The sequence below is a fragment of the Pseudoalteromonas luteoviolacea genome (assembly GCF_021654285.1).
Lineage (GTDB): Bacteria > Pseudomonadota > Gammaproteobacteria > Enterobacterales > Alteromonadaceae > Pseudoalteromonas > Pseudoalteromonas luteoviolacea_J.
Genome location: NZ_JAKFZS010000035.1, coordinates 1 through 18122, shown reverse-complemented (window position 1 = coordinate 18122; position 18122 = coordinate 1). Strand labels below are relative to the sequence as shown.

Sequence of the window (18122 nt, the reverse complement as noted above, 5' to 3'; positions counted from 1 at the left end):
ATTTGCATCATAATGTTCTTTAATTTCAGTCCTTATGAAAAAAAATCATATTTAATGAAGTAAATTCAATAAAAAAATCTATCTAGACGTCTAAATGGCTGCTATATTTACCCTGTAATGATGAATGAGCGGGAATGAGGACATGGCTTTAACGCTGCAAGAGAAAATATTAGACCCTAATCAAGGCGTCTATTTAATTGGTACAACTCCACCTAAGCTAGGCACAGACAACGAACAGCTTCAAACAATTGCCACTAAGCTGTTAAATCGATTGCATGAAATCGAGTATGATGGGGTGGTTATTTACGACATACAAGATGAAAGCAGTCGTACACAGGTACCAAGGCCTTTTCCTTTTAAGCAAACGGTCGACCCTTGTGAATACAGTAAATTAGTCCGTGATTTATCTAATCTAGACGTGATCACCTATAAAAGTGTTGCACAACGAGACAAAGAAGAGTTCACCCAATGGTTGCAGAAAACAAAACAAGATTTTGGCTTGAACAACCTTGTGTTAGTGGGCAGTCCATCTTCAAAAGGCGACATAAAATTAGGTTTGCCTGAGGCTTATCAAACTTTACGTGAGCATACACAAGACTTTTTCTTGGGTGGTGTCACTATTGCTGAGCGCCATGCAAACAAACGCAATGAACATGAGAGACTCATCGACAAAACCACCAAAGGCTGCGAGTATTTCATATCTCAAGCCGTTTATGATGCGCAAGCAACGATTGATTTATTAACCAGTTATGCACGTACTTGTCGTCAGCAAGGCAATGAACCAAAGCGCATTATTTTGACCTTCACCCCTTGTGGTGGGCAAAAGACACTCGAGTTTATGCAGTGGTTGGGTATCTCAGTGCCAGAAGCAACTAAATGGCGCATGTTAGATGCCGACAATACACTCAATGAATCAATAAAAATTTGCCGTGAGAATTTAGATTTAATTTTACGAAGTTGCGCGCACTTAGATATTCCACTTGGCCTAAACATTGAGAGCTTAACCAACCGCAAAGAAGAAATTGATGCCTCTATCAATTTGTATCGCCTACTCAAAGCCACCATGGAATTACAACTGGCAGAGAAACAAATCGCTTAATCATTTCAGTACACCATTCATCTCGTAAAAAGCCCCAAAATGGGGCTTTTTTTCATGGCGATTCAGCGCTTAAATCGGAGACCCAGGTGGCATGGCCAAAGGCGCATAGTTTGCAGGCCACTTACCTTCTTTTAAGAAATACTGAATATGCTCGCCTAAATAGAGCGAAAACGCATCGGCTTTGCTTGGGCTTGAAAACAACGACTGTTCTGTCGTGTTCTGCGCGACTTGTCGCAAATAATAGCGAAGCTGTGCTTGCACCTCTGGTGCAACCTTATCGCTCAGACTTAGATCCGCCATGCGATAAGCCGTTAAATACTGCACGCGTTGGTTTAACTTTTTCGCCATAGTCGATTTTGCATTGGCTTCAAATACATGTGCATGGACCTTTGCCAATACTTCATCACTGCCTAAATAGCGGTCATTGCGCGCATACTGCTGAGCAACGCGATTTAAACGCTCGGTATTCAGTAATAACTTGAGTGTGTGTTGGGTTGCCATTTCTGGTAATGCCATAGCATCTAACGTCAAACCAGTTCTGCCGTGAACACTTTCGCGATTTCTCGACTCACCGTAAGCCTTGGGTGGGATCACCGCCAGTACAGACTCAGGAATACTCAGTGACTCAGAAGATAATGTCTCCAATAGTGCCTGCAATGCATCCACTTGCTGTGCTTTTGCCACAACATGTGCACCTTTTACTTTGTCTTCACCGCGTACTTCATAGTCGTAATCAACACCGCCTATCAACTTCACAGCAGACTCAACTTGATACCTATGGAATAAATACAGTGGCACCAACTTTTCTTCTAACTGTGATAAAGCCACGCCTTTTTTGATGTTATTAGGACCAAATTGAGCCAGAGCTTGTTGGCGAATGCCCATCACACGGCGCAGTTCAGCTGTTGGGTCTTCACCGTTATCCCACAAGTGCGCCGCAGGATGAGCACCACCTTGCGGTCTTGCGTCTGCATCAGAGATATACGCCAACCCCATGTCGTTGGTCTGCTTAATCACCTGTGCCAGCGCTTGCGCTTCATCTGTTGCGCGATAGTCACCATAACCATATTTTACAGCTTGAATATCCCATGCGCCCATGCCAGAGGCATAACCTTTGCTCACATCAAGCTGTCCATCATTGGTAAATTGCACCAGAGGGTGCGGATAATCCATAACGGATGCGCGGCCATCTGCTGATGCAGCAAAGTTATGAGCAATACCTAAAGTATGGCCAATTTCATGTGCACTGAGTTGGCGAATGCGATCCAGCGCCATATCATGTAGTTTTTTGGTCACTTCATCGCCTTTGATAAAAGGCGCAGCAAGCGCTTCTGCAATGAGAATATCTTGACGCACTCTCAATGATCCCAGTGTCACATGTCCTTTGATGATTTCACCGCTTAACGGGTTGATAATAGATGCGCCATACGACCAGCCACGCGTCGCTCTGTGAACCCATTGGATCACGTTATAGCGCACATCCATCGGATCTGCATGCTCGGGTAACATTTTCACTTCAAATGCGCCTTTGTAACCTGCGGCTTCAAATGCATCATCCCACCAGCGAGCACCATCAAGCAATGCGGTTTTTACCGGCTCTGGCACACCGGGATCTAAATAGTAAACAATCGGTTTCACTGGCTCAGATACTTTTGCCGTAGGATCTTTTTTCTCTAGGCGATGACGCGGAATATAGCGCACATACATCGAGCTTCCTAAAGGTGCCGAGTAATCTTTGTGCTCAATGCTCCAAAACCCTGACTGAGGGTGGAACTGACGTGGTTGATAGTTTTCATCAGGCAACTCAATAAGTGAATGGCGTTGATGTACCGTGATGGCATAAGGATCTGCCACAGCTTGGCGCACATATTTACCGGGGTTGCCGCCTTTAAACGTCAGCACAGCCTCTAACTCGGTGTTTTTTACAAAAGCCTTTGAGCGCTCAGAATAAACCGCACTGCGACTTGCATCTAGACTGTAACTACCTTGCTCAGTGGCTTTTAAGCGACGCGATACACCATGTACATCAGATAGCAGGTAAGGCGTGTAATCAATTAAAACACTGTCACTGTCCTCGGCAACGACTTTAAAACCATGCAAAATACTTGATGCAAATGCCTCTTTAACACTTTGCTGCTCGGCATGATTATCTGCACTGGCTCGATAATACGTATTGTTAGCACGCAACATGACTTTATTGCCAAAGCGCTCAAACTGTACCAAATGTGTACCACCCAGCTGGCCTCTATCCAGCCCGATATCATTGGACCCAACACCATAAGGCAAACTATGCTGTAGTAAAAAAGGCTGTGCAAACTTATCTACATCTAGGTAAATTTTACCGCTGCTTTGATCTGCATAAAATGAGTAAAACCCAGGGAAATGGTTAAACTTATCAGTAAATTCGTCAATAGACTTAATTGCTGCCTGCGCATGCGTTATCATAGGCAGCAACAAAGCCGAAACGAGATAAGGGGTAAAACGTCTCTTAATCATAATTTTGTCTTTGTTATTTTCATGTTTTGTGATTGTTTTTTGGCTAGTATATAAAATTGTATACAAAAAACAGTGATTCAAGACGAAATTCAGCGCAGTTCGCAGTGCCTCTCTCACATTAAAACCACTGCGACCCGACAAACGTTATCAGGATTTAAAATATGCGTAGATTACCGCCGGTGTTATTTGAAGATGGATGTTCTAGAGAGTTAGTTTCTCTTATCCGTACTCTTTTGGCCGCTTGTAAAGAGATCTCCTTCCGTGTAGGACAAGGTGCACTATCAGGTGTATTAGGTTCTACCCTAGATGAAAACATCCAAGGTGAGACCCAGAAAAAATTAGATGTTTTATCAAATCAGCTAATTAAAGACATCTTGTTAGAATCTGGCTACGTAAAAGCAATTGCGTCTGAGGAAGAAGACTATACTGTTGCAGGCGATCCAAACGCCAAATACATAGTGTCTTTTGACCCACTAGATGGCTCTTCAAACACAGATATCAACTCATTAGTTGGCACCATTTTCTCGATTATGGAAGCACCAGAAGGCTCAGATGCAGCTGATCCGGCTATTTTTATGCAACCAGGTAAAAACCAAGTTGCGGCTGGCTATGTACTTTATGGTCCTTCAACAACACTCGCTTTGACTACAGGTAAAGGCACACGTATCTTCACGCTAGACAAAACACACGGCAGCTTCTTATTAACCGAAGACTTTGCAAAAATCCCTGAAGATACGCAAGAGTTTGCAATTAACGCCTCTAATCAGCGCCATTGGCAACCTGCGATGAAAAATTACATGGCCGATTTATTAGCTGGCACAGAAGGCCCTAGAGGCAAGAACTTTAACATGCGTTGGATAGCTGCCATGGTTGGCGATGTGCATCGTGTATTGTGTCGCGGTGGCCTATTTACTTACCCTGCGGATACTAAAAACCCTGAAAAACCTTACAAGCTAAGATTACTATACGAAGCAAACCCAATGGCAATGCTTGTAGAACAAGCTGGCGGCCTAGCACACACAGGTGAGCAACGCATTCTAGACATTGAACCAAACGCAATCCACCAGCGAGTGGCGGTTATTCTAGGTTCAAAAAATGAAGTTGAAACTTGCTTAAACTATCACAAGTAACTTCATCGTATGAGGTCATTCTAACAGTGTTAATAAACGTGTGAGTTTGGCCTCGTCTATTCCGCCCATGACATCTGGATCTGACAGAGCATAAAGACTCCCTTCCAGTTCACCAACTACATACTCCTCACGCTGCAATAAAACACTCGCCCATAGCTCTAAATCTGCAATACAGATCTCTCCATCAATAGTGTGCTGCAGCACTTGTTTAAATGTGGCTACCGACAAACTGTACATACCCACTTGCTGTTTGGCACCCAACATAATGGAGATTGCATCGTCACGATGCTCGCCAAATTCTGCAAAACAGCTAACCGCCTCTGAATAATTCACTCTGTCCTCATTGATTAACTCGCTTGAGCTATGTCTAGTTCAATACCATTCATATAACCCAGTAATTGTGCCTGACTGACCTCATCTATCGCAACATCAGCAACACTTTGCCCTTGAAATAAAATAACGGCACGGTCACACAAGGTATCAACTTGTTGTAAATTATGACTGATCAGAATTATGGCTATCCCCTGTGAGCTAAGCAAGCGGATCAATGTCACCAAGCGCGCACATTGCTCTGCCCCCAAAGCCGCCGTTGGCTCGTCCATGACAATGATTTCAGCACCAGCATACACGGCCCTTATAATCGCAACCGCCTGTTTTTGACCACCAGATAGCGTATTTAACGGCGCGTTGATATTGTTCAGCGGCATACCAAGTCGCTGCAATAATTTTTTTGCTTTTCTTGCCATGGCTTTTTTATCTAACCAACCTAGCAGCCTTAACACGCTATGTTGATGCAATATTTCGCGATTTAAAAATAAATTTTCAACCACACTGAGCCCTTGTACCAGCGCCAAATCTTGATGGACGACGGCTATTCCTGCCTGATAAGACGCACTTGGTGTGCATAAAGTACGCTCAATTTGACCAACTTGGATCTTGCCCTGATCAGGCTGAGTTAACCCAGCCAAACACTGCACAAGGGTCGATTTACCCGCCCCATTGTCTCCAAGCAAGGCAACCACTTCACCACGATTAACCGTAAAGTTAACCCCGCTAAGCACATTAATACCTTCAAAGCTCTTATATAACCCACTGACTTTTAGGGCCATTTGGTCTAACGCAGTACGCTTCATGATTTTTGTGCCCTTGATGTGATAGCTACAGCCATAATTAAAATACCACCTTTTACCATCATCTGCTCATTACTAGAAAAGCCGCTGAATATAAGCGCATTATTAATAGACCCAAGCAGCCAGACCCCCAGTACAACAGCGAAGATATTAACCTTGCCACCAAGCAAACTGCAGCCACCAATGATCACAGCGGCGATAGCGACCATCAAATCAGACTCGCCAATTGTGTATTTGGCACTTTGCATTCTTGCCGCATATAACAAACCAGAAAACGCACAAAACCCACCACACAGTGACATGGCAATAATACGGACTCGAGATACATTTAATCCCATCCGGTGTGCTATCGATGCGTCTACTCCAACGGCAAATAAATGACGCCCAAAACGAGTTTGAGTCAAAATTAACGCAGCAATCATCACTAGCCCTGCAAGCCACAATAAAAAACTAGGCATACCCAATACTCTGCCATGGCTAAATAGAATAATAAACTGGGTATCAATAATTGGAATAGACTGAAGATCTGAAAGCTGCCTTGCAAACCCAGTCAAAACCCCCAGCGTGCCCAAAGTGACTATTAACGGTGGCAAAGCGAAACGTTCACACAAATAGCCGTTTATTGCCCCAACACATACGCCCAAAGACAAGGCAAATACAACGGCCACCGGTAGGCCATAAAGCGGTAACAACAAAGCAGCAGCCATACCACAAAGGGCTACAATTGCACCTATTGATAAATCAATATAGCCAACAGATAAAGCGAAGCTTAAGCCGATTGCCATAACCGCAATCGGCGCGGTTTGGAGTAAAATGTTCAATAGGTTTGTCGTGGTAAAAAAAGCAGAACCGGACAGCGACAACATGAAAACCAGCATCGCGCTCGTAAACGCATAATATATGAATGTCTGTCTATTGAGCTTACTGAGCATCGCTCCCCCTATCTTGCGTCAGAGTATCCGTTTGAGATTGCTTTAATACTGTTTGTAATATTTGTGGTAGTGGAGTCTGAAAAGCAAGTTGCCAAGAAGCAGCAATATTATTGGCAGTCACCGCATGATAACTCACTTGTGTGTATAAGGGTGTCGTAACGCCAGTAGCAGCGCCTGCCCCAATTCTTGCCATTAAGGTTCCGATCTCGAACGGACGATCAGAGACTGTGCCATACATGTTGCCATGCAAGGCCATATCAATAAGGTTGTTCGTGCCCAAATCATGGGTGATCACTTTAATGTCTTTACGATTTGCAATCCTAAGTGCCTCAATCACCCCTTCAGCAGCAGCATCCCACGATACATAGATGGCGGAAATATTTGGGTTCTGGATGAGCATGGCTGAAGTGAGCTGCGCTGTTTGATTCTTTCTCACAAATCCTTTTTGTACGCTCAGTTCGATATCATCGTATTGCGCAAGTGCATTTACAAAAGCAGCATCGCGTTGGTTGGTAATATAATAGTCGGCCTCGTGATAGATCATCCCTACTCGACCATGATGTGAGATAGCTTCTGCAACTAACTTAGCTGAGGCTTGTCCCATTCCCTCAACATTATCACCCACTAACCCAGCATAATCTTCACCATGCATAAAACCAGCTATTGGATTACTGAGCAACACCAATTGCGTACCGCTTCTACTTAATCGCAAATAACTGGGTTTAGAACTAAAACTATCAATACTCAGCGATAACAAAATATCCGGCTCTAAAACAGCCAATGTCTCCAAGTCCGTTATTTGCTTTGCAGGATCATAGTGTGCCTCTGTCACAGCCAATACCTCGATCCCCAAGCGCTCAAACTCTTGTTGGGCACCCAATGTCACCGCATTTACCCATGGACTAGAACCATGCCAAGCCATCGCTGCAGTCAGTTTTGCAGTTTTAACATCGGCTTCTTGCTTAGTTGATAGGACGTAACTAGTATTGCTATGTGCATACTGAGCTGACATCACAAGAAACAAACAAGCCCATGCGCTTATTCGCAGTTTTGCGCAGTAATGAAGATAATATTTATACTTGGAAAAACAGCGCTTCACTCAATAGTTCCTTTAATGAAAACCTGAATAGTACATTTGATCAGCACTCCTATGTTTGTCAAATGATTTTACTTAACCCTGAATGGACTATCTGAGGAGCTAAAGCATTTAAAGTATTCGAAAATAGTGCCATGTGTAATAAGATAGAGTGTCTTGAATATGATTTAGATACGTGTCGACGAAAAAGGATACAAAGTGAAAGGGTCAAATGCTAAACAGAATAAAGCCGTTAATTTACGTTTAGTATTGACGCAAATTGTCACGCTAGGTCCAATCTCTCGCGCTGATATTGCACGAAATACCCTACTGACTAAGCAAACCATCACGAATATGGTTGAAGCCTTATTGGCAGTCAGTCTCGTTGAGGAAATCGGCGTCAAGAGAACTGAGAGCGCAGGTAAACCCTCTAAAATGCTGTGTTTAAATAAACATGCGGCATTTACCTGCGCAATTAGAGTGAGTCCCAATTTATTAGAGTTAGGCTTGTATTACCTCAATGGTGAGTGTCATAGCAAAACAGCCAAAGACCTAGTAACTCAACCTAACGCACAAGACATCAAACAAGAGTTAGAAAAGTTCATAGCGACAAGTGGTATTAGCTTTGAAGCGATATTCGCTGGCGGCTTATCTATTCAGACAGACCAAACTGACGCAGTATCTCAGCATCAAGTTAATCAACATCTGCAATCACAATTAAGTGAATTACTTAATCTACCTATCGCATTAGAAAATACCGCTTCAGCATGCGCAGCTTACCAAATGCTATTTGGCGAAGCCAAAACATTACATAATTTTGTGTATCTGCATTTGGGCAATAAAGTAGAAGCTGCGGTCGTATATGATAGGCTGATCATGCTTGGACAAAACGGGCTGACTGGGGCTATCGGCGATATATTTGTCACCCCCGATCAAGATGAAGGCACCGCGGAGCTTGGGACCTTAAATAAGTACGCGTCGATTAACGCACTAAAAACCTTTCTCGACGGCTGTGATGAGGACACGATCCCCATTGAGCAATTAGATCCATTAAGTCACCCAATGTGTAAAAAGTGGATAACGCAAGCCGCTGAGCCGCTGCGAATTGCGATTCACACTTTAGAGTCATTGCTGAATACTCAGACTATCATCATCGGCAGTGATATCAGTGAAGCATGCCTTGATGCACTTATTTCTTCACTTAGGCCTTTTATTCCGTCTATCGCTCAACTTGGTAAACGGGACATAGTCAGACTCATCAAAGTGCCAAATATCGATAGCATCGCACTGACAGGTATTGCAACATTGCCTCTACATGCCGCGCTTAATAATAAAAACATGCAAACACTTTATATCCCCCCTTTTTGGTCAGGTAATACATTGCAAAGCACGGTTTTTTCACAGTGATATTTGCACAACAAACTTAATTATGAAGGGCCTATCTCAATCGGTGCGCCTTCTAACTTACTCCATTCACTCCACGAACCATCATATACCTGTAAGCGGGTATAACCGCATTCTGTCGCAACTAATGCCAAAATACATGCTGTGACTCCCGAACCACAGCTAAATTGGAGCATTGTCTTGTTTGACTCTGCGCCCAGAGAAGCTAAGCACTCAGCTATTTCAGAGATGGGTTTTAACAACCCCTCTTCAGTCAACAAACTACTATAGGGCAAATTAACACTATTGGGGATATGACCTTGACGCCCTTGACGAGGTTCACTTCCTGAACCCTCAAACCGTTTTGCACCTCTGGCGTCAAACAGTAAAGTATCTTGACAGTTTATTCCGGTTAGGACCGTTTTATGGTTGATAAAAAAGTGCGGCTTTGGCCTTGCTGTAAAATTACCAAGACTTTGAGCACTAGCATAGCCAGAGGCCGTATCAAAGCCACACGCTTGCCATTGCTTTAACCCTCCATCTAACACATACACATGCTCAAACCCCATTGATTTAAACATCCACCACGCACGTGCAGCACTAAACAATCCTTTATCGTCATATACAACAAGCGTATCCGAGTTATTTATCCCCAGTTGCCTGGCCTCAGCTTGAAAAACTCTGCTTGAACACATCATGTTAGGCAATGCAGATGCATGGTCGCTAAAGGTATGACTTATATCGAATCGAAGTGCACCAGGAATAATCGCTGCTGGCTGATAGTCTCCTGACTCGCCGGGCTTCACAATGCCTGAGTCAAGAATAGTCACATCTTCTCTATTTTCGTACAACCACTGACTACTTTTTAAGTTTTTTACCATTTCGAACACTTATTTAATTAGTTTCAGTTAAATTCCAGCACCGCAAGCGCTATACTAGGGGGCTTTAATGCATATCTCAAATAATGTTTATGGGTAATCAGATCATTGATTCAAATCAAGTAGATGGCGCTATCTTAGTTGTATTGCCAAAGTTCATCGGCGATGCGATCAATACCCTACCAGCTTTAGAGCTTTTGAAAAAACTATATCCCACGCAACGTGTGTACGTACTGGGCAGGCCATTTATGTCACACTTATTCACTCGCGCAGCGCACTACGGTGCCGAGTTTATTAGTGATAAACGATACTGTGAAGAAGAGAAGCATAGTCTATTCAAAATGGCCAAAGAGCTAAAGCAGCTTGATATTTCCATCGCGGTATTATTGCGCGGCTCACTTCGAGAAGCGCTACTACTCAAGCTTGCTGGTGTTAAAAACATTATCGGCTATGCACAAAATGCAAGAAGCCCACTACTGAGCCACGCATTAAAACTTAATCAATCTGAACACTATATTTACCGTTATTGCCAGCTTATCAATATTCCTCATGGCCGACCATTCCAGCAATTTAGCGCCCCAAAGTTAATACCTAAAAAAACAACATGCGCTTTAAGTAAAAAACGCAACGTCGCACTCTATCTTGGTGGTTCTGTTAAAGGGGACCGTCATTATCCCCATGACTTGTCGCTAGAGTTACTCAACAATTTAACCATGCGTGATGATATACACTTATATTTATTAGGTGATAAAGCGGAACGAGAGGAAATGGAAACACTCCGATTCAAGGCGGGTGAAAATGGCGAAAAAATCACAAACCTTGCAGGCTCAATGTCACTGGATATATTAGTTGATACCATCGGCGCTATGGACGCGATGATTTCTATTGACTCTGGCCCAATGCACATTGCCTCAGCCTGCGGGACGCCGTGTGTCGCCGTTATTGGTCAAGGCACGTCTCCTTGGTCTAATGTCGCACCAAAGAGAAGTAATTTAATCGCACTGCACCATAATTCAATGTCTTTATCTAAATCACTAATGATCAGAGACATTACCCCCAAAGCGATTACTGACGCGCTCACAACAGTAATCTGAGCATACTTAAACAGCCTTGTGATGTTGCCCTAACCACAGAGTAAAATCATCTGCCTTTAATGGGCGGCTTAAGTAATAACCTTGCGCATAGTCACACTTCATGTCTTCTAGGAGTTTTAACGACTCTACATCCTCAACACCTTCTGCAACCACAGAAAAACCAAGTTGATGTCCTAAGCTAATAGTAGAGCGGACAATGCATTGATCCTGATGCGATCCAGCTAGCTTTAAAATAAATACTTTATCGAGTTTCAACTCGTCAATTGGTAACATTTTGAGACGGCCTAAAGATGTTTGCCCAACACCATAATCATCTAGAGAAATGTGTACACCAATCTCTTTAAGCGCGATCAAAGCAGCAATCCCTTTTTCTTCATTTTCGATCATATCACGCTCAGTTAGCTCAATAGTGATAAGGTTGGCAGGCACTGAATATGTTTTTAACATAGCGACGAGGTGAGGAATAAACTCAGCATCCGCAATATCTTGCGCTGATACATTAATAGCGGCTTTCATTGTGAGACCTTGCGCTGACCACGCAGAAATTTGTGATATAACGGTCCGTAACACCCATTGTGTTAAATCAACGATTAAACCTGATTGCTCCGCAAGATCGATAAACAATTCAGGTGAAACCCAATCTCCATTGCTACGCTTCCAGCGTATCAAAGACTCTACTTTATCAACTACGCCTGTACGCATATTCAACTTTGGCTGAAATGTCATAAAAAGCTGCCCATCATCAGCGACCAGAGCTTGCTTAAGCTCATCGACAATTTCTAACCTTTCTAAATATGCCTCATCTTCTCCTGTTTGATAAAAATAGACATCCTCCACGCCATGAGAAGCATTGTCGGCAGCGATTAAAGCGCGCCGGATACTATCATCCGCGTTATCGGCTTGCTCTGGGATATGCACCACACCAACGCTAAAGCGTAAATTTATATCAAAGTTATGCACTGTATAACTGGGGTTGAGTTTATTCAAAAAGCTGTCAACGCATTGCTCCATCGTTGAGTTAGCTTTGGCTAAAAGTACCGTTAAAAACTCATCTCCTCCGAGCCTTACATTAAGCCCCTCAAAGTCAGCGGTGACCTGCTCGATTCGCTCTGCGACAGCTTGAATACAACTATCTCCAATACGTGGGCCTAATTTATCGTTAATATGCCTAAGTCCTTTGATATCAATTACCAATAGATAGTAAACCTGCTCAGTTGAGAATAAAGCATCTAATATCGGCAATGCCGAAGTCCGATTATAAAAGCCCGTCAAAGCATCATGACTTGCTTGATAGCGGATTTTCTTTTCCCGTGCTTGAATATCATCGCCCATCTCATGAAAAGCATTGACCAGCTGACATATCTCTTTGGTAGGGCGCGTTTCGTGAATTTGCGCGTGATAATCACCTTTTGCAAAGCGCCTCGCCATAACAGTAAGCTGCTGAAGCGGAGTCGCCAAATTACGCGCTAAAAACCCACTGGCGACAAAGCCAAATAACATCGTAATACAAGAAAGAAACACAATCGTCAGAACAAGTTGGTCAAACTCTTCATATTCATCCCGCAAATCAGCGCTGAGTACCAAACTAACAGGCACAGCAGTTAAGGAGGGCAAAGCGACTTCTGCATTGACATAAATAGGATACTCACCAAACCACCGGCTAATTTTTTGATCGTGCAAATAAGTAAACAAATCTCTATCTTCAGGCAATTGAATAGAGCTTGCTTTCATCCGCTCGCCTTGGCTAATGAAACTCATCTCCATCCCCGTTAGCCCCTTTAACTGCTCTGCAATGGGTTCATCAACGACAAAACCAACAATCGTAAATGCAATGGTTCTGGGCGCTTTAACTGGTAAAATGATAGCCTGATACAATTTTTTATCTAACACCACAAATGCAGAACGTTTCTCATATGCGAGAAGCTCTTTCACTAAGGGTCGCATATCTTGCGGTAACTCAAGCTGATTTTGATTGGTAGAAATAAGCTTACCGCGTACATCCAATAGCAGCATCAGCTCTGCATTAATTCGCTGACTGTGGTTATACAGCACGCTACTTATCGTAGAGGCATCTCTAGTTGCGACGGCTTGTTTGAAGCCAAAGTCCTGAGTCAAAACAGATGCAGCCGTCACCAATAATCGTTCTCTGGCAACTAAATACTGTTGATAGACGCTCTGCGCTTTTTGAATATCCTGTTGCACTTGGCGCTCTTTGAACTCACTAGTCGACCACCAGAAGCCCGCAAGGCTGGCTATCGCGGTTATTAATACGAGGCCAACGCACAAAATAATTATTCGGTTTTTAAAACTTGTGCCCATAATGTTCCTTTCAGATATCAACGAGTAGAGATTGCAGACGGTGATATACAGACCCAATTATTGGACCTATATTATGCCTTCATTGATACACAGTTATGGCTAATCCAATTTATAGACCGTTATTTTTAGTAATATATTTCATTTATTTCAACACTCGTCACGTTGCTACTATTACTTGCCAAAAATAAATCGATGCTTGCCTTTAAAAATATAGCTGAAAGCCATCAAATCGTGTGCTCTAGTTGATAAAAAACGAATATTTAATACTTCAAAACGCTCTTGGAACAGTAAGGAACTTTCTACCCGGTTATGTTGTATTGCTCAGTACAGTTGATTGGCAATGAAAATCTAAGAAGGGAGCACAGGTACCTAGCAATCATTTAAGTCATTGACTGCTAGGCATCTTAAAACACTAGTCTATAAGAGCATATTGCTCATCAAGAATAGCGATGACCTCTGCACGAGGGTCTTGAGGAATGACAAGATCTTTGCCAACAATTTTACTCGCAATGCCAACATATGTGTCTGATACAGACATCATCACATCTTGTGGTAATTTATAAGACTGAGCCAAAGATTCTCTTTCAAGCATACGGTCTTTATTTAGCAATACGTCACTGTCTGGTACATTGTTAATTAATAACTGGCGGAAGCCTTCTTTCGAGTTTTCCACAATCTTGCCATCGCGATAAGCTGGGCCATCCCAAATTCGAGAAGAGTCTGGCGTACCAACTTCGTCGATGTAAATTAAGCGAGTTTTACCATCTGAGTCTTCAACATAGCCAAACTCAAACTTGGTATCAACGAAGATTTGATCAAGTTTATTTAACTCTTTAGAAATCAGATTAAAGCCTTCACTGAGTAACTGCTCATAACGTGTAACATCATCAGCTGATTTAAAATTGAATGCATCTAGGTTGTCAGTGATATTAGCACGCGTAATATTTACATCATCAACTTCTGGCACACCTTCAACACCCGAAATAATGCCTTTAGTCGAAGGTGTAATAAGTACTTCTTCTAATTTCTGGTGAGCTTGTAGGCCTTCTGGCAGTTGAATACCGCAGAAATCTCGAATGCCTTTGCTGTAGTCACGCCACATGCTGCCTGTAATGTATTGTCTGGCAATTGCCTCAACGCGAACGGTACTCGCTTTGCGAACAATCCACACGTATGGGTGAGGAACATCAACAATATGATTACCGGCAAGACCTGCTTCATCAAATAGTTTAAACCAGTGGGCTGCAACGCTGTTTAGTGCAATACCTTTACCTGGTACACCATTTAAGCCATTTTCACCTTGCCAGATGCAATCGAACGCAGAAATACGATCTGAAATAACCATGATCGCAAGCTCAGTACCTTTAGGAACATCATAGCCTTTTTCTTCGATTAATCTGGCGCTGTCTTGATCGGTTAACCAATAAACCGAGCGAACTTTACCACTGTGAACTGCACCTTTAGTGCGAATTGGTAGATCGTCATTGACGTCTAGAACTTTGTAGCTACTCATTGTATCTCCATAGAGAACGGTTGCATCTTGCTAAAGGACGCATAATACAGAGGGGGTTAGAGGGGGGTATGATAATCGAGCACAACCAAAATCACAATTGTTTAACGCAATACTAGACCAACCTAGCGAAACTTAGTTTAGTCCTGCGTTGTTCTACGCTAACATGAACAAAACTCGGTACTAAGAGATGGTTACATGATCCAAATATCAGATCTCACGTTCAGTTGGCCGGGGCAATCCAACCCGACACTACAAATCAAAGACCTACAAATAAAAACCGGCGAGCGACTGTTTTTGCATGGCCCCAGTGGCAGTGGCAAATCGACATTACTCAGCTTGCTTGCAGGCATTCAGTGCGCCCAGCAAGGCAATATAAAAATATTGAATGAAGATCTTAGCGCACTCAATGACGCTAAAAGAGACAAGTTTAGAGCCGATCACATTGGCACTATTTTTCAAAACTTTAACTTGCTGCCTTATTTAAGCCCCATAGATAACGTTGTCTTAGGCTGTAATTTTTCTAAGCGTAGGCAAGCAAACTTAAAAACTGAGGGCGCCACTGCAACATCGCAAGCAACACGATTACTCGATGAATTAGGGTTAGATGAGAATACTCAGCACCGGGCTGTAAATGAACTGAGTATTGGTCAACAACAGCGCGTTGCTGCAGCGCGTGCCTTCATAGGACGACCTGAGCTCATTATCGCCGATGAGCCCACTTCTGCATTAGACGCAGATAACAGAGATATTTTTATTAGACAGCTTTTTGAACAAGCACAACAGTATCAGGCGACGATATTGTTCGTCAGCCATGACGCAAGTCTTGCACCTTTATTTGATCGAAAAGTCAGCCTAGCAGACATAAATGGAGCGAGCCTGTGACATTAATCAACCTCGCATTTAAAAGCATCATAAATCGAAAAGCCAGTGTGCTTCTTACCCTCTTTACCATTGCAATTAGTGTCATGCTACTGCTGTCAATCGAAAGAGTAAGACAAGAAGCCAAGCAAAGCTTTAGCAATACAATTTCAGGTACCGATTTGATTGTGGGTGCACGCACAGGAGATATTCAACTCCTGCTATCCAGTGTTTTTCGCATTGGTCATGCAAATAATGGTCTGTCTTGGCAAAGCTATGAATATATCAAAGCACAAAAAGGCGTGGCATGGACAATTCCAATCAGCTTGGGAGACAGCCATAAAGGCTTCTCAGTACTTGGCAGTGACGATAACTACTTCAAACACTATCGTTATGGCAGTAAACAAACGCTGCAATTCGAGCATGGTAGGCCTTATCACAACGCACAAGAAGTGGTTATCGGCAGTGAGGTTGCAAAGCAGCTCCACTACTACCTAGGGCAAGAGATTGTGGTTGCGCATGGCATGGGTAATACTAGCTTTCATCATCATAATGACAACCCTTTGGTGATTGTTGGTATTTTAGAACCGACAGGGACACCGGTAGATAAAACACTGCACGTCCCACTCAAAGCCATTGAGTTAATGCATGGTCCAAAGCACAGTACTGAACACACCACCGGGCGCAAAGATAGCTCTGAGGGTCACGACCACGACCACGACCACGACCACGACCACGACCACGACCACGACCACGACCACGACCACGACCACCAAAGTCATAATTATGAGAACCTGAACAGTCAACCAGGAGATTTAATCGGTCAACCTAAGCAAATTACCGCTTTCTTGATGGGGTTTGACTCTCCTTTCTACACATTACAAATACGCCGAAATATCAATATATACAAACCTGAGGCACTTTCTGCCATTATGCCTGGCGTTACTCTAAGAGAGCTTTGGAGCATGCTAGATATCGTGGAAAAAATCTTACTCCTTTTTTCCGGTGTGGTTGTATTGATAAGCTTACTCGGTATGCTAACAACTTTATTATCGTCACTTAACCAACGCCGCAGAGAGCTCGCAATACTCAGATCTGTAGGAGCCAGACCTAGACATATATTTGCTTTAATGACCAGTGAAGCAGTCCTCATCACCGCACTTGGATGTATGTTAGGCGTTGCACTGTTCTACTTTCTCATAGTAGTCGGCAAAGGTGTATTACAAGCACAATTCGGTATTTCTATCACAATATCCATGCTCAGCAGCTATGAACTACTCTTGCTAGGCGTTATTATGGTCTCAGGTACAATTATCGGTGCAATTCCTGCTATTCGTGCGTATTTTTACTCACTCAATGATGGCATGAGTATCAAAGTTTAAGAGGATTTTTATGTATTCAACTCGATTAGCATCTTGGTTTGTCTCACTCACTGTGATGCTTATGTCTTTATCCGTAATAGCGGCACCACCTAAAGAGATCTTTTGGGACGATTTAATTCCTGAGGGCCACGAGCAGATCAGCAATCAGGAAGCCGCTAGCCATGATGGCGATGATAAAAACTGGGTGCAACCTGATTTAGACGCGCCTGTAGTAAAAGCACTCGATGGTAAAAGCGTTAGCTTACCAGGCTTCGTGGTGCCTCTTGAAGGTAATAGTGAAGTCATTACTGAGTTTTTACTCGTGCCATATTTTGGAGCCTGTATCCATGTGCCACCGCCACCGCCCAACCAAATCGTGCATGTAAAAATCAAAAATGGTGTCCCAATTGACAGCTTGTATGATGCGATAACCGTGACAGGTACCATCAAGGTAGAAAGTCATAAAAGCGACCTAGCGCAAACAGGCTATACAATGAAAGCTGTTGGTGTTGCACCTTTCGAACTTTAATCTTTATCGAGGAAGTAGTTATACTTCCTCGTTCCCCTCCTCCGCAATCATTCTCATCCAATCTCTCCTTCACAAAATAAACTTATTTCTCACTCAACACCTTTAATATGCCGCATCTTGTAAGTTAGATACGCGAAGCTTACCCATCTTGATGCAGCAAACAACCTTTATGGGTGAGAAACCATAGTGCAAAAGGTTAATGACAACGAACGCAGTGAGTACATTTCTTTTGCGCAAGGTGAATATCGTGCGAAAGGTTAATGACACAGCGCGAAGCGCTGGCATTCTTTTCGCGCAAGGTGAAATGAGCCGTTTTGACCTCTGA

General features: G+C 43.1%; 16 protein-coding genes. 7 read left to right on the top strand and 9 right to left on the bottom strand.

Translation table 11 applies throughout. The annotated features are described in order from the left end of the window. Window positions 1–142 precede the first annotated feature (142 nt). The gene (locus L1077_RS23495; protein WP_237139263.1) at window positions 143–1099 is read left to right on the top strand and encodes a methylenetetrahydrofolate reductase; all 957 of its coding nucleotides are present in this window, start codon (window positions 143–145) and stop codon (window positions 1097–1099) included. A gap of 69 nt (window positions 1100–1168) precedes the next feature. On the opposite strand, the gene L1077_RS23490 is transcribed toward L1077_RS23495, so the two are convergent. After that, complete coding sequence (locus L1077_RS23490; RefSeq protein ID WP_237139262.1) at window positions 1169–3595, bottom strand: zinc-dependent metalloprotease; 2427 nt, start codon at window positions 3593–3595, stop codon at window positions 1169–1171. 161 nt (window positions 3596–3756) lie between these two features. Here L1077_RS23490 and L1077_RS23485 point away from each other — a divergent pair, with 161 nt between their 5' ends. Continuing rightward, window positions 3757–4725, top strand: coding sequence for a class 1 fructose-bisphosphatase (locus L1077_RS23485; RefSeq protein WP_063362479.1), 969 nt, complete (start codon window positions 3757–3759; stop codon window positions 4723–4725). Between the two features lie 15 nt (window positions 4726–4740). On the opposite strand, the gene L1077_RS23480 is transcribed toward L1077_RS23485, so the two are convergent. The 4 genes from L1077_RS23480 to L1077_RS23465 are packed head-to-tail and all read right to left on the bottom strand — an operon-like array spanning window position 4741 to window position 7799. Then, window positions 4741–5058, bottom strand: coding sequence for a hypothetical protein (locus L1077_RS23480; RefSeq protein WP_237139261.1), 318 nt, complete (start codon window positions 5056–5058; stop codon window positions 4741–4743). A gap of 14 nt (window positions 5059–5072) precedes the next feature. After that, window positions 5073–5858, bottom strand: coding sequence for an ATP-binding cassette domain-containing protein (locus tag L1077_RS23475; protein WP_237139260.1), 786 nt, complete (start codon window positions 5856–5858; stop codon window positions 5073–5075). Next, the gene (locus L1077_RS23470) at window positions 5855–6787 is read right to left on the bottom strand and encodes an ABC transporter permease (RefSeq protein WP_237139259.1); all 933 of its coding nucleotides are present in this window, start codon (window positions 6785–6787) and stop codon (window positions 5855–5857) included. Before L1077_RS23470 ends, L1077_RS23475 begins: the two co-directional genes overlap by 4 nt. Continuing rightward, a complete protein-coding gene (locus tag L1077_RS23465; RefSeq protein WP_237139258.1) occupies window positions 6777–7799 on the bottom strand; it encodes a substrate-binding domain-containing protein in 1023 nt (340 codons plus the stop codon). The genes L1077_RS23470 and L1077_RS23465 overlap by 11 nt, the downstream gene beginning before the upstream one ends. A 282-nt stretch (window positions 7800–8081) precedes the next feature. Here L1077_RS23465 and L1077_RS23460 point away from each other — a divergent pair, with 282 nt between their 5' ends. Further along, entirely contained in the window at window positions 8082–9269 is a 1188-nt protein-coding gene (locus L1077_RS23460) for an ROK family transcriptional regulator (RefSeq protein WP_237139257.1), read from the top strand. 20 nt (window positions 9270–9289) lie between these two features. Here L1077_RS23460 and L1077_RS23455 read toward each other — a convergent pair whose 3' ends face one another. After that, window positions 9290–10126 carry a sulfurtransferase gene (locus tag L1077_RS23455; RefSeq protein WP_237139256.1) on the bottom strand — a complete coding sequence of 279 codons (837 nt, stop codon included), beginning with the start codon at window positions 10124–10126 and terminating at the stop codon, window positions 9290–9292. 89 nt (window positions 10127–10215) lie between these two features. Here L1077_RS23455 and L1077_RS23450 point away from each other — a divergent pair, with 89 nt between their 5' ends. Further along, entirely contained in the window at window positions 10216–11217 is a 1002-nt protein-coding gene (locus tag L1077_RS23450; RefSeq protein WP_237139255.1) for a glycosyltransferase family 9 protein, read from the top strand. Between the two features lie 6 nt (window positions 11218–11223). Here L1077_RS23450 and L1077_RS23445 read toward each other — a convergent pair whose 3' ends face one another. Next, window positions 11224–13536, bottom strand: coding sequence for a bifunctional diguanylate cyclase/phosphodiesterase (locus tag L1077_RS23445; protein ID WP_237139254.1), 2313 nt, complete (start codon window positions 13534–13536; stop codon window positions 11224–11226). A 412-nt stretch (window positions 13537–13948) separates the two neighbouring features. Then, entirely contained in the window at window positions 13949–15049 is a 1101-nt protein-coding gene (locus L1077_RS23440) for a phosphoribosylaminoimidazolesuccinocarboxamide synthase (RefSeq protein WP_237139253.1), read from the bottom strand. Window positions 15050–15244: 195 nt separating this feature from the next. Between L1077_RS23440 and L1077_RS23435 the strand changes: the two genes are divergently transcribed. From L1077_RS23435 to L1077_RS23425, 3 genes are read left to right on the top strand one after another with little or no spacing between them, the layout of a single operon-like run. Beyond that, on the top strand, window positions 15245–15931 hold the full coding sequence (locus L1077_RS23435) for an ABC transporter ATP-binding protein (protein ID WP_237139252.1): 687 nt from the start codon (window positions 15245–15247) through the stop codon (window positions 15929–15931). Continuing rightward, window positions 15928–17289 carry an ABC transporter permease gene (locus L1077_RS23430; RefSeq protein ID WP_237139251.1) on the top strand — a complete coding sequence of 454 codons (1362 nt, stop codon included), beginning with the start codon at window positions 15928–15930 and terminating at the stop codon, window positions 17287–17289. The genes L1077_RS23435 and L1077_RS23430 overlap by 4 nt, the downstream gene beginning before the upstream one ends. A gap of 55 nt (window positions 17290–17344) precedes the next feature. Further along, window positions 17345–17797, top strand: coding sequence for a DUF3299 domain-containing protein (locus tag L1077_RS23425; RefSeq protein ID WP_440589565.1), 453 nt, complete (start codon window positions 17345–17347; stop codon window positions 17795–17797). A 102-nt stretch (window positions 17798–17899) separates the two neighbouring features. Here L1077_RS23425 and L1077_RS23420 read toward each other — a convergent pair. Beyond that, the coding region (locus L1077_RS23420; protein WP_237139249.1) for a hypothetical protein at window positions 17900–18122 on the bottom strand (223 nt) is incomplete at its 5' end.

Excerpts from the sequence above, each read along its gene's own strand:
- L1077_RS23495 (WP_237139263.1), top strand. The coding sequence starts at position 143 with ATGGCTTTAACGCTGCAAGAGAAAATATTAGACCCTAATCAAGGCGTC.
- L1077_RS23490 (WP_237139262.1), bottom strand. The coding sequence starts at position 3,595 with ATGATTAAGAGACGTTTTACCCCTTATCTCGTTTCGGCTTTGTTGCTG.
- L1077_RS23485 (WP_063362479.1), top strand. The coding sequence starts at position 3,757 with ATGCGTAGATTACCGCCGGTGTTATTTGAAGATGGATGTTCTAGAGAG.
- L1077_RS23475 (WP_237139260.1), bottom strand. The coding sequence starts at position 5,858 with ATGAAGCGTACTGCGTTAGACCAAATGGCCCTAAAAGTCAGTGGGTTA.
- L1077_RS23470 (WP_237139259.1), bottom strand. The coding sequence starts at position 6,787 with ATGCTCAGTAAGCTCAATAGACAGACATTCATATATTATGCGTTTACG.
- L1077_RS23465 (WP_237139258.1), bottom strand. The coding sequence starts at position 7,799 with ATGTCAGCTCAGTATGCACATAGCAATACTAGTTACGTCCTATCAACT.
- L1077_RS23455 (WP_237139256.1), bottom strand. The coding sequence starts at position 10,126 with ATGGTAAAAAACTTAAAAAGTAGTCAGTGGTTGTACGAAAATAGAGAA.
- L1077_RS23450 (WP_237139255.1), top strand. The coding sequence starts at position 10,216 with ATGGGTAATCAGATCATTGATTCAAATCAAGTAGATGGCGCTATCTTA.
- L1077_RS23445 (WP_237139254.1), bottom strand. The coding sequence starts at position 13,536 with ATGGGCACAAGTTTTAAAAACCGAATAATTATTTTGTGCGTTGGCCTC.
- L1077_RS23440 (WP_237139253.1), bottom strand. The coding sequence starts at position 15,049 with ATGAGTAGCTACAAAGTTCTAGACGTCAATGACGATCTACCAATTCGC.
- L1077_RS23435 (WP_237139252.1), top strand. The coding sequence starts at position 15,245 with ATGATCCAAATATCAGATCTCACGTTCAGTTGGCCGGGGCAATCCAAC.
- L1077_RS23425 (WP_440589565.1), top strand. The coding sequence starts at position 17,345 with ATGCTTATGTCTTTATCCGTAATAGCGGCACCACCTAAAGAGATCTTT.